Source organism: Streptomyces sp. NPDC096205, from assembly GCF_044763135.1.
Classification (GTDB): domain Bacteria; phylum Actinomycetota; class Actinomycetes; order Streptomycetales; family Streptomycetaceae; genus Streptomyces.
The window spans coordinates 1-14,594 of the sequence record NZ_JBIWFS010000007.1 but is presented as its reverse complement, the minus strand read 5'-3'; the positions used below and the strand labels follow the sequence as shown (position 1 = coordinate 14,594).

Genomic DNA, 14,594 nt, shown 5'->3' with positions numbered 1-14,594 from the left:
CACCTGAACGGGGGCCGGGCGTCCGGTCGTACGGGGATGCACCTGCAGGGACACGGCTCAGGCGATCAGTTCCCGCACCAGCGCGGCGGCGCGGGTGGCCGGCACGCCTGCCGAGGTCAGCACGGTGACCGCGGCCGAGCGGCCGGCCTCCTCGGTCGGCAGCAGCCCGTCGTTGACGGCCTCCATGAGCGCGAAGATCGTCTGTTCCTGCACATAGGCCAGGGCCTCGGCCGGCAGCGGTGAGGCGAAGACGCCGTCGTCGAGGCCCTGCTGGAGATGGGCGACGGCGTCCCGCCTGAGGGGGGCCAGCCGTTCGCGGATGCCCTGCATGGTGACCGTGCGCTGGGCCAGCGCGGTCAGCAGCCGGTAGCGGTCGGCGATGTCCCAGACGGCGAGCACGGAGCGGGCCACGGCCTCCGCCGGGTCGGCGACCCCGTCCCGGGCCGCGGTGTGCACGGCCTCCACCGCCGCGACCGCGTCGTCGACCAGCGTCGCGATCAGCGCCTCGCGGCTCGGGAAGTGCCCGTACACCGTGCGCCGTACGACACCTGCGGCGCGCGCGATCTGGTCCATGGACGCGTCGGGGTCGCGCAGCAGCTCCGCGAGGGCGACGTCGAGGATGCGCCGCCGGTTGGCGTCGGCGCGGCTGGTGTGGCCCGTGGTCATGGCTGTCATTCTGCACGCCTTTCGATTTGCACACCTGTGTGCAGAGTCGTACATTGCACAGTGTTGAGCAATTGCACACCCCTGTGCAACCGGTGCCCGTCACGAGCGGGAGCCGGTGCCGCGCACGACCCCAGGAAGGCCGCCTCCGCCATGCCACTCGTCCTCAACGAACCGGTCGAACGGATGGAGGGCCCCTACCGCCGCCGCTGGTGGGCCCTGCTGGTGCTCTGTCTGAGCCTGCTGGTCATCGTGATGGCGAACACCGCCCTCACCGTCGCCGCGCCCGACATGACCCGCGACCTCGGCCTGTCCAGCGCCGACCTGCAATGGGTCATCGACGGCTACACCGTCCCCTACGCGGCGCTGATGCTGCTGCTCGGCGCGATCGGCGACAAGTACAGCCGCCGCGGCGCGCTCGCGCTCGGCCTCGTCGTCTTCGGCGGCGGTGCCGTCTTCGGCTACCTGGCCGATAGCGCGACGACGGTCATCGCGGCCCGCGCCGTGATGGGCGTCGGCGCCGCGCTGATCATGCCCGCGACGCTCTCCCTCCTCGCCGCGACCTTCCCGCGCGCCGAGCGCGCCAAGGCCATCGTGCTGTGGACCGCCACGGCAGGCCTCGCCATCGCCGCCGGCCCGCTGGTGGCGGGAGCGCTCCTGGAGCACCACGGCTGGTCGTCGACCTTCCTGATCAACGTCCCCGTGGCCGCGGTCGCCCTGGTCGCCGCCTTCGTCCTCGTACCGCCGTCCAAGGCCGGACACCACGGCCGTATCGACTACGTCGGCGGACTGCTGTCGGTGGTCTGGATCGCCGCGCTGGTCTACATGATCATCGAGGGCCCGCACTTCGGCTGGGGCGCGAAGGCGATCGGCGCGGCCGTGGTGGCGGGGGCGGGCCTGCTCGCCTTCGTCCTCTGGGAGCTGCGCCACCCGCGCCCGGTCCTGGACGTCCGCCGCTTCACCGACCGCCGCTTCGCCGGCTCCAACCTCGCCGTCGCCCTGTTCTTCCTGGCCGTCTTCGGCGCCTTCTACTACCTCACCCAGCACCTGCAGTTCGTCCTCGGCTACGACGCCTTCGACACCGGCCTGCGCATGCTGCCGCTGGCGGGCGCGGTCTTCGTCGGCTCGGCCCTGACCGGCCTCCTGACCCCCCGGGTCGGCATGAAGCTCACCGTCACCGCGGGCATGGTCGGCGGCACGGCCGCGCTCGCGCTGCTCACCCAGGTCGACGCCGGATCGTCGTACGGCGATCTGGTCGCACCCCTCGTCGTGCTCGGCCTCGCCATCGGCCTGGCGCTCTCGCCCTGCACCGACGCCATCATGGGCGCCTTCCCCGAGTCCGAACTGGGCGTCGGCGGCGCGGTGAACGACACCTCGCTCGAACTCGGCGGCTCCCTCGGCATCGCCATCCTCGGCTCCCTGCTCGGCACGTCCTACGCCGACCACCTCACGGACGCGACCCGCGGCAGCGGGCTCCCCGGGGACGCCCTCGCCACCGCCCAGGACTCCGTGGGCGCCGGTTACGCCACGGCCCAGGCCATCGGCGCCCAGGCCCGCAACCTCGCCGAGCGCGCCGCCCTGGTCACGGACCCGCAGCAGGCCGCGCAGCTGAAGGCCAAGTCCGGCCAACTCACCGAGGGTGCCCGGCAGATGGCCGACGCGGTCGGCTCCTCCTTCTCCGAGGCGGTCGCCCACACCAGCCTGGTCGGCGCGGTGATCCTGGGCGTCGGGACAGTGCTGGTCGCGGTGCTGCTGCCGAGGAAGGGCGGGGAGGCGGCGGAGGTCTCCAAGGAGGAGCCGGAGGCCGTTTCCGAGACGGATGCGGAGGCCGTTTCCGAGGGCGCCACGCCCACGGGTCGGTGATCCCCGGCCGTCCCGAGGGCGCCACGCCCACGGGTCGGTGATCCCCGGCAGCAATGTCACGGGACGGGGGCGTACCGCCGGCGCGGTGCGCCCCGTCCCTTCTGGACGAATTCCTTTGACCGGTCCGCCCCCGCCCGCCCACGCTGGAACCCCTGCGCACCACCCACCTCCGGCACACGGGGAGACGCTGCATGACGGATTCCGGCAAGGTCGAGATCGTCAGCTCGGACGAGTACGAGGCGCGGTTCGGACCGGGCCGCGAGCCCTCGCCGCTGTCGATCGAGGAGGTCAGCGGGCTGTTCACCGAGTTCCTCATGGCGGTGGCCCGGCCGCGCCGCAAGGAGGCCGACGAGAGTCGGGACCTCAGCCGGCGCCTGCGTGAGCATCTCGGGGCCGCGCCCGCCGACCGGCCGGTGGTGAAGGCGGCGTACCCGCCCTACGACCTGCCCAATGTGCACCTCGCGCTGGAGCGCTGGTTCGAGGCCGAGGATCGCTCGTACGAGCTGATCGGCATGCGTGGCGCCCAGCACCACGGCGAGCTGACCCTCGGCGACATCCTGGAGGCCGCCGACCGCTACGACCGGTTCACCGTCGGCGCGGTCGACCACGCCCATCTGCCGGTGTCCCCGGACGAGGAACTCGCCTGTGTGTCCTGCGGGTTCTACCTGGGCCGGGAGGGCGGCGAGCGTTTCGCGGTGCTGCTGCGCGGCCCGCAGGACGAGTACGGACGCAACAAGGTGGAGGTCGAAGTCCTCACGCAGGACAAGGAGTTCGCCGACCGGATGCTCGCCGGGCTGGACGCCCTGGTGCGCGAGCACAACATCTTCCGCGGCCAGGTGCTCTCCTTCGAGGGCTCGGAGTTCGGCCACGGCCTCGGCCCGTTCCGCTTCCACCGCCGCCCCGCCCTGACGCGCGCCGACATCGTCCTCCCCGACGGCCTGCTGGACCGCGTCGAACGCCAGGTCGTGGGCGTGGCCCGGCGACGCGAGCGACTGCGGGCCGCGGGCCAGCATCTGCGCCGCGGACTGCTGCTGTACGGACCGCCCGGCACGGGCAAGACGCACACGATCCGCTATCTGCTGTCCCACCTGCCGCAGTTCACGGTCGTCGTCCTGTCCGGCGAGAGCATCGACGCCATCGGCCCGGCCTGCGCCCTCGCCCGCATGCTCCAGCCGGCCCTCGTCGTCCTGGAGGACTGCGACCTGATCGCCGAGTCCCGCGACCACGGCGGCGGTGAACAGCCCCTGCTCTTCCAGGTGCTGAACGAGATGGACGGCCTCGGCGACGACGCCGACGTCGCCTTCCTGCTCACCACCAACCGGGCCGACCTGCTGGAGCCGGCCCTGGTGCAGCGGCCGGGCCGGGTCGACCTCGCCGTGGAGATCCCGCTGCCGGACGCCGCGGGCCGCGCCCGGCTGCTGGGGCTGTACGGTGCCGGCCTCGGGCTGGACGAGGAGATCACCGCGGAGGTGGTGGCCCGCACCGAGGGCACGACAGCGTCCTTCACCAAGGAGCTCGTACGCCGGTCCGTGCTGATCGGCGCCGAGCGCGAGGCCCCGCGCACCGAGCCCGCCGACGTACGGGCCGCTCTCGACGAGCTGCTCTCCGACCGGGACCTGCTGACCCGGCGGCTGCTGGGCGTGCCCGATCAGGAGGAGTGAACCGCCGCGTCCAGGCGGGCCCGTTCCTGCGCCGACAGCTCCAGGTCGGCCGCTGCCGCCGAGTCCCGGATCGTCTCCGGCCGGCTCGCCCCCGGGATCGGGATCACCGTCGGGGACTGCGTGAGCAGCCAGGCCAGGCACACCTGCTGGGGGCTGACCCCGCGCTCGTCGGCCACGGCGTGGAAGGCCGCGAACCGGGGCTCGCGCTCCTGCCGGGACGGCCCGTCCAGGGAGCTGCGGGAGATGCCGCCGAGCGGGCTCCAGGGCAGGAAGGCGAGCCCGAGCCCGGCGCACAGGCGCAGCTCGGGGTCGCTGTCCCGGACGGCCGGGGAGTACTGGTTCTGCACGCAGACGAGCCGGTCGCCGAGGATCGTACGGGCCGTGCGGATCTGCCCGGCGTCGGCGTTGGAGAGGCCGGCCAGCCGGATCGTGCCCGCGTCGAGCAGGTCGCGCAGCGCGCCCACGGACTCCTCGAAGGGGACGGACGGGTCGGGCTTGTGCAGCTGGTAGAGGCCGATGGCGTCGACGCCGAGCCGCTTCAGGGACGCCTCGGCGGCGGCCTTCAGATGCGCGGGGTCGCCGTTCACCGTCCAGGACCCGTCCGCCGGCCGGCCCCGGCCGCCCTTCGTCGCGACGAGCACCTCGGAGGTGTCACCGCCGTACGTCGCCAGGGCGCGGGCGAGCAGCAGTTCGTTGTGGCCGGGTTCGGCGCCGGGCAGGTGGTAGGAGTCGGCCGTGTCCAGCAGGGTCACGCCCGCGTCGAGGGCTGCGTGCACGGTGGCCAGGGCGCGCGCCTCGTCGGGGCGGCCCTCCAGGGACAGCGGCATCGCGCCGAGCCCGATCGCGCTCACCTGCACGTCACCGAGGGTGCGGTAGCGCATGTCAGTGGTCCTTTCCGGGAGTCTTCGCGGCAGCGAGGGTCTCCGTGACGGCCCGCGGGAGCCACTGCCGTGCGTTGCCGAAGCGGAAACCGAGCTCGACGGCCCGGGAGTTGTCCATCCCGTACGAGCGGCGGAAGGAGAACGGCGACACGGCGCCCACCTTCACCTCCTGGAAGACGGTCTTGCCGTGGGGCAGGTGCACGGCCAGCTCCGCGCACAGGTCGTCGGTGGTCAGCCGCCCGTGGGAGGCGGCGTTGACCGGCCCGGTGAAGTCCTGGCCGGCCGCCCAGAAGAGAAAGTCGGCGATCTCCTCGACGTGGATGTACGTCGCCGGATGGTTCGCCTCCGGGACGGCGATCGGCTCGCCCGCGCTGATGCGGTCGGCGTAGTGGGCCAGCCGGCCGGTGAAGTCGTCGGCCCCGCCCAGAACATGGGCCACGCGGACGGCGACGTACGGGAGGCCGGGCGCGGCCGCGAACACCGCCTCGGCCTGCCGCTTGCCCTCGCCGTAGTGGGCTTCGAGGAACTCCGGGTCCTGCCAGGGGAGTTCCAGGTCCACGGCGACCGTGCGCGGGTCCAGGTCGCTCTCGCGGACGGGGGCGATGGAGTCCTCGTACTCGTACACCTCCACCGTGGACGTCATCACGTAGCGGCCGACCCGGCCGGCGAGGACACGGACCGCGAGGTCGGCCTGGCGCGGGGTGTAGCAGACCTGGTCGACGACGACGTCGAAGGCGCGCTCGCCGAGCGCGGCACGCAGCGCGTCCTCGTCGTCCCGGTCGGCGATCAGCCGGACCGCGCCGGGCGGGGGCGGGGCCGAGCCGCGATTGAGGACCGTGACCCGGTCGCCCGCGGCCAGCAGCCGTTCGATCAGCCGCCTGCCGAAATAGCGGTTGCCTCCGATGACCAGTACCTCGCGTGCCTTTGTCATGGCCATAATTCTCCTGGCCGGACAGCGCGCCATGAAGGGGAGAACATGGGAGATCAGGCGGCCGCGCCGAAAGAAACACGGCATCTGCGGGCGGCGACCAGCGAAACATCGGCGGCCTTCGACGCCCTGGACCGGCAGATCCTGCACCTGCTCCAGGCGGACGGCCGGATCAAGCTGAGCGAGCTCGGGCGGCGGGTGCGGCTGAGCCCCGCCGCGGTCACCGAGCGGGTGCGCCGGCTGGAGGCGGCGGGCGTGATCAGCGGCTACGGCGCCCGGGTCGTCCCGGCCCGCCTCGGCTACGGCATCCAGGCGTTCATCAGGGTCAATCCGCACGGCGGCTACACCCTCAAGCATCCGCGGACCCTGGAGCTGATCGAGCGCCCCGAGATCACCGAGGTGCACCACGTGGTCGGCGAGGACTGCTGGATCCTGAAGGTCGCCGTGCGCGACACGGTCCATCTGGAGGACGTCCTGGAGGAGGTCTCCGCGCTGGGCCGCACGACGACCTCGATCGTGCTGACCTCGCCGGTGGAGGGCAAACCGCTGCTGCCGTGAGAAGCGCGCTGCCGCACGCAGGACACAGAAAATCCCCCGGCAATTGCGCTCGGGGGATTGCTTTGCGTATATTTATTGATTCGCGACTTCAAGAAGATTGGGTCGCAAAGAAGTTCAGTGAGCACAGTATATCTGCGCGGGAGTGGCATTGTCAAACAGGGTTGAAAACAGCGGTGAAATTCTTGCCGAGCAGGAATTCATCGACGGTCTGTACGCCCGCGTGGACCTGCTGCGCGGCGAGACCGAGACGTCCGTGGGGGACGCCCTCGCGCAGGGCGACACGCCCATGCAGGCCCGGCTGGAGCGGGACATCCTCGTCGCCGAGCGCTCCGGACTGCTCGCCGCGCTGAACGCCGTGGACGGCTCGCTGTGCTTCGGCAGGATCGACCTGTCCTCCGGCGACAGCCACCACATCGGCCGTATCGGCCTGCGCCGCGACGACGCCGAGCGCACGCCCGTACTGATCGACTGGCGCGCGGAGGTCGCCCGCCCCTTCTACCTGGCCACCGGCCACACCCCGATGGGCCTGCGCCGGCGCCGCCACATCTCCACCGACGGCCGCCGGGTCACCGCCCTGCACGACGAGTTCCTCGACGTCGGCGACCGGGAGCGCACCGGCTTCGAGGACCCGGCCGGTGACGCCGTGCTGCTCGCCGCGCTGAACTCCGCCCGCACCGGCCGGATGAGCGACATCGTGCAGACCATCCAGGCCGAGCAGGACGAGATCATCCGCGCGCCCCACCGCGGCGTGCTGGTCGTCGAGGGCGGCCCGGGCACCGGCAAGACCGCGGTCGCGCTGCACCGCGCGGCCTACCTCCTCTACGAGCACCGCGAGCTGCTCGCCCGCCGCGCCGTGCTGATCGTCGGCCCCAACCCGGCCTTCCTCGGCTACATCGGCGAGGTGCTGCCCTCCCTCGGCGAGACCGGCGTGCTCCTCGCGACCGTCGGCGAGCTGTTCCCCGGCGTGAAGGCGACCGCCGCGGACACGCCCGAGGCCGCCGCGGTGAAGGGCCGCGCCGACATGGCCGACGTGCTCGCCGCCGTCGTACGCGACCGGCAGGCGCTGCCCGACCCGGTCATCGCCGTCGAGCACGACCGCGAGGTGCTGATGCTCGACGACGGCCTGGTCAATGTGGCCCGGGAGCGGACCCGCGCCGCCAAGCTGCCGCACAACGCCTCCCGCGAGTACTTCGAGGGCCACATCCTCAACACCCTCACCGAGCTGTACGCCGAACGCGTGGGCACCGACCCCTACGACGGCTCGAACCTGCTCGACGCCAGCGACATCACCCAGATCCGCGACGACATCGCCGAGAACCCCGAAGTCTGGACGGCCATCGACCAGTTGTGGCCGCGCCTGACCCCGCAGCGACTGGTCGCCGACTTCCTCGCCGCCCCCGAGGGCTACCTCGCCGACGCGGACGCCGCCGCCATCCGCCGCCCGGTCACCCGGGCCTGGACGGTGGCGGACGTGCCGCTGCTGGACGAGGCGGCCGAACTCCTGGGCGAGGACGACCGGTTGGCCCGCGCCCTGGCCGAGCGGGAGCGCGAGACGCAGGTGGCGTACGCGCAGGGCGTGCTGGACGTGTCGTTCGCGTCGCGGACGTACGAGTTCGAGGACAAGGAGGAGGGCGACCCTGAGGCCTCCGAGGTCCTGTCCGCGCACGACATCATCGACGCCGAGCGGTTCGCCGAGCGGCATGAGGAGGCCGACCACCGCAGCGCCGCCGAGCGCGCCGCGGCCGACCGCACCTGGGCGTTCGGGCACATCATCGTCGACGAGGCGCAGGAACTGTCCCCGATGGCCTGGCGGCTGCTGATGCGCCGCAGCCCCACACGCTCGATGACCCTGGTCGGCGACCCGGCCCAGACCGCCGAGGCGGCCGGCGTCGGCTCCTGGGAGAAGATCCTCGCGCCCTACGTCGAGGACCGCTGGGAACACACCCGCCTCGGCGTCAACTACCGCACCCCGGCCGAGATCATGGACCTCGCGGCAGCGGTCGTACGCGCCGAACACCCGGACTTCGAGCCGCCCCGCTCGGTCCGCTCCACGGGCGTACACCCGTGGATCCGCGCCACGACCGACCTGCCCGCGGCAGTCGAGGAGGCGGTCACCGAACTCACCCCCGAGGACGGCCGCCTGGCCGTCATCGCCCCACGCGACCTCCACCGCAGGCTGGCCGCCCACCTCCACGGCGTCACGGCGGGCGGAGAGCCCGACCTGACCCACCAGGTCGTCCTCCTCGACCCCCGCCAGGCCAAGGGCCTCGAATTCGACTCCGTCCTGGTCGTCGAACCCGCCCGCTACGGCACGAGCGACCTCTACGTGGCCCTGACCCGGGCCACGCAGCGGCTGGGGGTGCTGCACACGGGGGCGTTGCCGAAGGGACTGGTGGACGGGGCCTGAGCCGCACGGCCGCGGTCCCGTACTGGTGCAGCGCACCGGCCGGAGCCCCGAAGGACGGGACCCCGGCCCGGCAGCGGGCCTCAGGCCGGCCGCAGCCAGAGCGTGGCCAGGGGCGGCAGGGTCAGCCGGATGCTGGCCGGGTGGCCGTGCCAGGGCTGGGGCTCGGGCTTGACCGGGCCGGGGAGGGTGACGTCGGTGCCGCCGTAGCGGGCGGCGTCCGTGTTGAGGGCCTCGTGCCAGGCGGGGACGTCGTCGGGGACGCCCAGGCGGTAGTCCTCGCGGGGCACCGGGGAGAAGTTGCTGACCGCCAGCAGGGGCGAGCCGTCGGCGTCGTGGCGGAGGAAGGCGAGGACGTTGTCGTCGGCGGCGTCGGCGGTGACCCACGCGAAGCCGTCGGGGTGGCTGTCGCGCTCCCAGAGGGCGGGGACGGCCCGGTAGGTGGTGTTCAGGTCACGGACCAGGTCGCGGACGCCCCGGTGTTCCTGCTCGGCCCCGTAGGCCGGGTCCAGCAGCCACCAGTCCGGGCCGTGCGCCTCCGACCACTCCGCGCCCTGGGCGAACTCCTGCCCCATGAACAGCAGTTGCTTGCCGGGGTGGGCCCACATGTAGCCGAGGTAGGCGCGGTGGTTGGCGCGCTGCTGCCACCAGTCGCCCGGCATCTTCGACACCAGGGACCGCTTGCCGTGGACGACCTCGTCGTGGGAGATCGGCAGGACGTAGTTCTCGCTGTACGCGTACACCATCGAGAACGTCATCTCGTTGTGGTGGTACTTGCGGTGCACCGGCTCCTTGCTCATGTAGTCCAGCGAGTCGTGCATCCAGCCCATGTTCCACTTCAGGCCGAAACCGAGCCCGCCGAAACCGCTGGGGCCCTTGTGGTGGGTGGCACGCGTGACGCCGTCCCAGGCCGTCGACTCCTCCGCGATCGTCACCACACCCGGCGCCCTGCGGTACACCGTCGCGTTCATCTCCTGCAGGAACGCCACCGCGTCCAGGTTTTCCCGGCCGCCGTGCTCGTTCGGCACCCACTGACCCGGCTCGCGCGAGTAGTCCAGGTAGAGCATCGAGGCCACCGCGTCGACGCGCAGGCCGTCGATGTGGAACTCCTCGCACCAGTACACGGCGTTCGCCACCAGGAAGTTGCGCACCTCACGGCGGCCGAAGTCGAACTCCAGCGTGCCCCAGTCGGGGTGCGCCGACTTCAGCGGGTTCTCGTGCTCGTACAGCGGACGCCCGTCGAACTCCGCCAGCGCCCAGTCGTCCCGCGGGAAGTGCGCCGGCACCCAGTCCATCAGCACACCGATGCCCGCCTGGTGCAGCTTGTCCACCAGGTACCTGAAGTCGTCCGGCGTACCGAGCCGGGCCGTCGGCGCGTAGAAGCCGGTGACCTGGTAGCCCCACGACCCGCCGAACGGGTGCTCGGCGACCGGCATCAGCTCCACATGCGTGAAGCCCAGGTCCTTCACGTACGCCGGGAGCTGCTCGGCCAGCTGCCGGTAGGTCAACCCGGGCCGCCAGGACGGCAGGTGCACCTCGTACACCGAGAACGGCGCCTCGTGCGCGGGGCGTTCAGCCCGCTGCGCGAGCCACTCCTCGTCGCCCCACTCGTAGTGCGACGCGTACACGATCGACGACGTGGCCGGCGGCTCCTCCGTACGGCGGGCCAGCGGGTCCGCGCGCAGCGTGCGCGAGCCGTCGGGGCGGGTGATCTCGAACTTGTACAGCTCACCCTCGCCGATCTCCGGCACGAACAGCTCCCACACCCCCGAGGAGCCCAGCGAGCGCATCGGAGAGCCGGTGCCGTCCCAGTAGTTGAAGGTGCCGGCCACCCGCACACCCCGCGCGTTCGGCGCCCACACCGCGAACCGGGTGCCGGTCACCCCCTGGTGCGTCATCGGGTGCGCGCCCAGCACCTTCCACAGCTCCTCGTGGCGGCCCTCACCGATCAGATACAGGTCCAGCTCACCGAGCGTGGGCAGGAAGCCGTAGGCGTCCTCCACCTCCAGCTCGCTCCCCTCGTACGTCACCCTCAGCCGGTACTCCGGCACCTCCCGCAGCGGCAGCAGGCCCGAGAAGAAGCCGTCCCCGTCGTCGTGCAGGTCGGCCCGCAGGTCGCCGGTGACGACGGTGACCGACAGGGCGTACGGCCGCAAGGCGCGGAAGACGACACCGTCCGGGTGCGGGTGCGCGCCGAGGACACCGTGCGGGTCGTGGTGCGTGCCGGAGAGCAGCCGCTCGCGGTCGACGGCGTCGAGGGCGGGGGAGGGGGCGGGGGTGACCGGGGTGGCGGGCGTGATCGGGGTGGCCTTCTTGGCGGCGGTGGTCTTCTTGGTGGCAGTGGTCTTCTTGCTAGCAGGGGCCTTCTTGGTCGGAGCCGCCTTCTTCGTGGTCGCCTTCTTCGCCACGGCCTTCGTCGTCTTCGCCGCGGCCTTCGTCGCCTTCTTCGCGGCCTTCGTCGCCTTCTTCGCGGCCGGGGCGGTTGTCTTCTTCGCCACCGCGGTCGTTGCCTTCTTCGCCGTCGCTGCCGTCTTCTTCGCAGCCGCGGTGGTCGTCTTCTTCGCCGCCGCCGTGCTCGACTTCTTCGCCGCCGGAGCCGTCGTCTTCGCCGTGGCCTTCTTCGCGGGAGCCGCCTTTTTCGCGGAAGCTTCCTTCTTCGCGGGTGTCGCCTTCTTGGCCGGGGCCGGGGCCGGGGCCGGGGCCTTCTTCGCCGTAGGAGTCTTCTTGGCCGCAGCAGCCTTCTTCTGCGCCGGAATGCGCGTCTCCTTGGCCGTCTCTTCGGCCGTGGTTTCCTGGCGCGGGCCGCTGGACGGGGAGCTGGGGGTCACGGGAGGAGCCTCCTGGGCGCGGGTCTGGTGAGGTGGTCAGGTCAGGTCGGGTGACGCGAGCCGGTGCACCGCGGAGAGCGGGACCGGAAGCCAGTCGGGGCGGTGGCGGGCCTCGTAGACCACTTCGTAAACCGCCTTGTCGGTCTCATAGGCACGCAGCAGCACCGGATCGGTCCGCGGATCGGGTCCGCCCGCCTCCGCGTACCCGGTGCAGTAGGCGGACCGGCAGGCGTGCGCCCAGTCGGGCGCGGGCGGGTTCACGGAGTGGGCCGCGTAGTCGAAGGAACGCAGCATGGCGGCGACGTCCCGGACGGCCGGCTGCGGCATCCGCCGCTCGGCGAGCGGCTTGGCGGGCTCGCCCTCGAAGTCGATCAGCGACCACCGGCCCGACGGCGACCGCAGGCACTGCCCGAGGTGCAGGTCGCCGTGGATGCGCTGGGCGGTCCAGGTGTGGCCCTCGGCGGCGAGGTCGGCCAGCGCGTCGAAGGCGGTGCGCAGGCCGGGGGCGTAGGGCCGCAGCGCGGGCACCGCCTGGGCGGCCGCGTCCAGACGTTCCCGCATGCCGGCCACCAGGGGCTCCAGTTGGGCGTGGCCGAGAGTGACGGTCGGCAGGGCGGCGGCGAGGGCCGTGTGCACCTCGGCGGTGGCCCGGCCCAGCGCGCGGGCCTCGGCGGTGAAGTCCTCGCCCTTGGCCAGCTCGCTCAGCGCCAGCTCCCAGCCGTCGGCGGCGCCCTGCACGAACGGCTGCAGCACACCGAGGACGTACGGCTCGGGGTCCAGCTCCGCCCGTATCCAGGCCGTCGGCTCCGGCACCCGCGCGCAGCCCTCACGCGCCAGCGCCAGCGGCAGCTCCAGGTCGGGGTTGACGCCCGGCACGACCCGGCGCAACAGCTTCAGGATGAACGTATCTCCATAGACGACGGACGAATTGGACTGTTCGGACGTCACCAGCCGCGGCACCAGCCCGGACCTGATCTCCTGGGCCGACTCACCGTCGAAGCGGAGGGCGCCCACCCGGGCCCGCCCGCGTAGCGCCTCCAGGAGCAGCTCCGCGGGGCGCTGGTCGTAGAGGGCGTCGTACACGGTGCGCCCGGCGAGCGGGCCGTCCTGCACATGGCCGATCAGCGCGGGCGCGAGATGCGGCGGCAGTGCCTCGCGCGCCCCGATCAGCAGCTGGTAGCAGTCGCCGGGGTGGGTCGGGGCGCCCAGCGTCGAGGGCTGATGGGCGCGGACGAGCAGATGGTGCAGGCCCAACCGGCCGGTGGCGGGCACCAGTTCGGTCGCCGACACCAGGGACAGACCGGTGACCGGGCGTCCCTTCCCCGCGAACCAGCGCTGCCGCGGAAGCCATTCGCGCAATAAGGGTTCGAGTGACGGGAGCAGGCCGCTGCGGACCGTTGCGGGGCGGGTGACGGCTTCCGACATGGCATGCGTCCTTTCCCCGGCAGGGTGATTACTGTTGCGTGCCCCGGGCGGGACGGTGAAAACCGACCCGCCCCAGGTTGTGGACGACGTCTTCCGGTCTTATACGGCGTCCTTGCGGAGCCGGAACCAGTAGAAGCCGTGGCCCGCCAGGGTCAGCAGATACGGCAGTTCGCCGATCGCCGGGAACCGCACCCCGCCGATCAGCTCGACCGGGTGGGCCCCGCTGAACTCCCGCAGGTCCAGCTCGGTGGGCTGGGCGAAGCGGGAGAAGTTGTTGACGCAGAGCACCAGATCGTCGCCGTACTCCCGGAGGAACGCGAGGACCGCCGGGTTGGTGGAGTGCAGTTCCGTGTACGAGCCGAGCCCGAAGGCGTGGTTCTGCTTGCGGATCTCGATCATCCGGCGGGTCCAGTGCAGCAGCGACGACGGCGACGACATGGACGCCTCGACGTTGGTCACCTGGTAGCCGTACACCGGATCCATGATGGTCGGCAGGTAGAGCCTGCCGGGGTCGCACGAGGAAAATCCTGCGTTGCGATCAGGTGTCCACTGCATCGGCGTCCGTACGGCGTCCCGGTCGCCGAGCCAGATGTTGTCGCCCATGCCGATCTCGTCGCCGTAGTACAGGATCGGCGAGCCCGGCAGGGAGAGCAGCAGGGCCGTGAACAGCTCGATCTGGTTGCGGTCGTTGTCGAGCAGCGGCGCGAGCCTGCGGCGGATGCCGATGTTGGCCCGCATGCGCGGGTCCTTGGCGTACTCCGCGTACATGTAGTCGCGCTCTTCGTCGGTGACCATCTCGAGCGTGAGCTCGTCGTGGTTGCGCAGGAAGATGCCCCACTGGCAGCTCGAGGGGATCGCCGGGGTCTTGGCGAGGATCTCGGAGACCGGGTAGCGGGATTCCCGCCGTACGGCCATGAAGATGCGCGGCATCACCGGGAAGTGGAACGCCATGTGGCACTCGTCGCCACCTGACTGGAAGTCGCCGAAGTAGTCGACGACGTCCTCCGGCCACTGGTTGGCCTCCGCCAGCAGCACCGTGTCGGGGTAGTGGGCGTCGATCTCCTTGCGCACCCGCTTGAGGAACTCATGGGTCGCGGGGAGGTTCTCGCAGTTCGTGCCCTCCTCCGCGTACAGGTACGGCACCGCGTCCAGGCGGAAGCCGTCGATGCCCAGGTCCAGCCAGAACTTCAGCGCCGACAGGATCTCCTCCTGCACCACCGGGTTCTCGTAGTTGAGGTCCGGCTGGTGGGAGAAGAACCGGTGGAAGAAGTACTGCTTGCGCACGGGGTCGAAGGTCCAGTTGGAGACCTCGGTGTCGACGAAGATGATGCGGGCGTCCTGGTACTGCTTGTCGTCGTCGGCCCACATGTAGTAGTCGCCGTA

General features: G+C 71.8%; 11 protein-coding genes. 5 read left to right on the top strand and 6 right to left on the bottom strand.

Features of this window, described 5'->3' with window-relative positions:
* Positions 1–57: 57 nt before the first annotated feature.
* Complete coding sequence (locus ACIQ6Y_RS24910) at positions 58–675, bottom strand: TetR/AcrR family transcriptional regulator (protein ID WP_404042186.1); 618 nt, start codon at positions 673–675, stop codon at positions 58–60.
* 141 nt (positions 676–816) lie between these two features.
* On the opposite strand from ACIQ6Y_RS24910, the gene ACIQ6Y_RS24905 reads away from it, so the two are divergent.
* Together ACIQ6Y_RS24905 and ACIQ6Y_RS24900 are read left to right on the top strand one after the other, a co-directional pair.
* Complete coding sequence (locus tag ACIQ6Y_RS24905) at positions 817–2,526, top strand: MFS transporter (protein ID WP_404042185.1); 1,710 nt, start codon at positions 817–819, stop codon at positions 2,524–2,526.
* A gap of 191 nt (positions 2,527–2,717) precedes the next feature.
* Positions 2,718–4,187, top strand: a complete 1,470-nt coding sequence (locus ACIQ6Y_RS24900; protein WP_404042184.1) for an AAA family ATPase — start codon at positions 2,718–2,720, stop codon at positions 4,185–4,187.
* Here the strand turns inward: ACIQ6Y_RS24900 and ACIQ6Y_RS24895 are convergent.
* A complete protein-coding gene (locus ACIQ6Y_RS24895) occupies positions 4,175–5,068 on the bottom strand; it encodes an aldo/keto reductase (protein WP_404042183.1) in 894 nt (297 codons plus the stop codon). The genes ACIQ6Y_RS24900 and ACIQ6Y_RS24895 overlap by 13 nt on opposite strands.
* A gap of 1 nt (position 5,069) precedes the next feature.
* Complete coding sequence (locus ACIQ6Y_RS24890; RefSeq protein WP_404042182.1) at positions 5,070–5,999, bottom strand: NAD-dependent epimerase/dehydratase family protein; 930 nt, start codon at positions 5,997–5,999, stop codon at positions 5,070–5,072.
* Between the two features lie 45 nt (positions 6,000–6,044).
* Here ACIQ6Y_RS24890 and ACIQ6Y_RS24885 point away from each other — a divergent pair, with 45 nt between their 5' ends.
* Together ACIQ6Y_RS24885 and ACIQ6Y_RS24880 are read left to right on the top strand one after the other, a co-directional pair.
* Positions 6,045–6,554 (top strand): Lrp/AsnC family transcriptional regulator, encoded by a 510-nt coding sequence (locus ACIQ6Y_RS24885; RefSeq protein WP_404042181.1) that lies wholly within the window; start codon positions 6,045–6,047, stop codon positions 6,552–6,554.
* A gap of 178 nt (positions 6,555–6,732) precedes the next feature.
* Positions 6,733–8,961: a HelD family protein gene (locus ACIQ6Y_RS24880; protein WP_404042628.1), complete on the top strand. Its 2,229-nt coding sequence runs from the start codon at positions 6,733–6,735 to the stop codon at positions 8,959–8,961.
* 80 nt (positions 8,962–9,041) lie between these two features.
* On the opposite strand, the gene glgB is transcribed toward ACIQ6Y_RS24880, so the two are convergent.
* On the bottom strand, positions 9,042–11,366 hold the full coding sequence (gene glgB, locus ACIQ6Y_RS24875; RefSeq protein WP_404042180.1) for a 1,4-alpha-glucan branching enzyme: 2,325 nt from the start codon (positions 11,364–11,366) through the stop codon (positions 9,042–9,044).
* On the opposite strand from glgB, the gene ACIQ6Y_RS24870 reads away from it, so the two are divergent.
* Positions 11,326–11,817 (top strand): hypothetical protein, encoded by a 492-nt coding sequence (locus tag ACIQ6Y_RS24870; protein ID WP_404042179.1) that lies wholly within the window; start codon positions 11,326–11,328, stop codon positions 11,815–11,817. The genes glgB and ACIQ6Y_RS24870 overlap by 41 nt on opposite strands.
* A 5-nt stretch (positions 11,818–11,822) precedes the next feature.
* Here ACIQ6Y_RS24870 and ACIQ6Y_RS24865 read toward each other — a convergent pair whose 3' ends face one another.
* Together ACIQ6Y_RS24865 and treS are read right to left on the bottom strand one after the other, a co-directional pair.
* Positions 11,823–13,211, bottom strand: a complete 1,389-nt coding sequence (locus ACIQ6Y_RS24865) for a maltokinase (RefSeq protein WP_404042178.1) — start codon at positions 13,209–13,211, stop codon at positions 11,823–11,825.
* Between the two features lie 99 nt (positions 13,212–13,310).
* Positions 13,311–14,594: maltose alpha-D-glucosyltransferase (gene treS, locus ACIQ6Y_RS24860; protein WP_404042177.1), on the bottom strand; the 1,284-nt coding region annotated here is incomplete at its 5' end.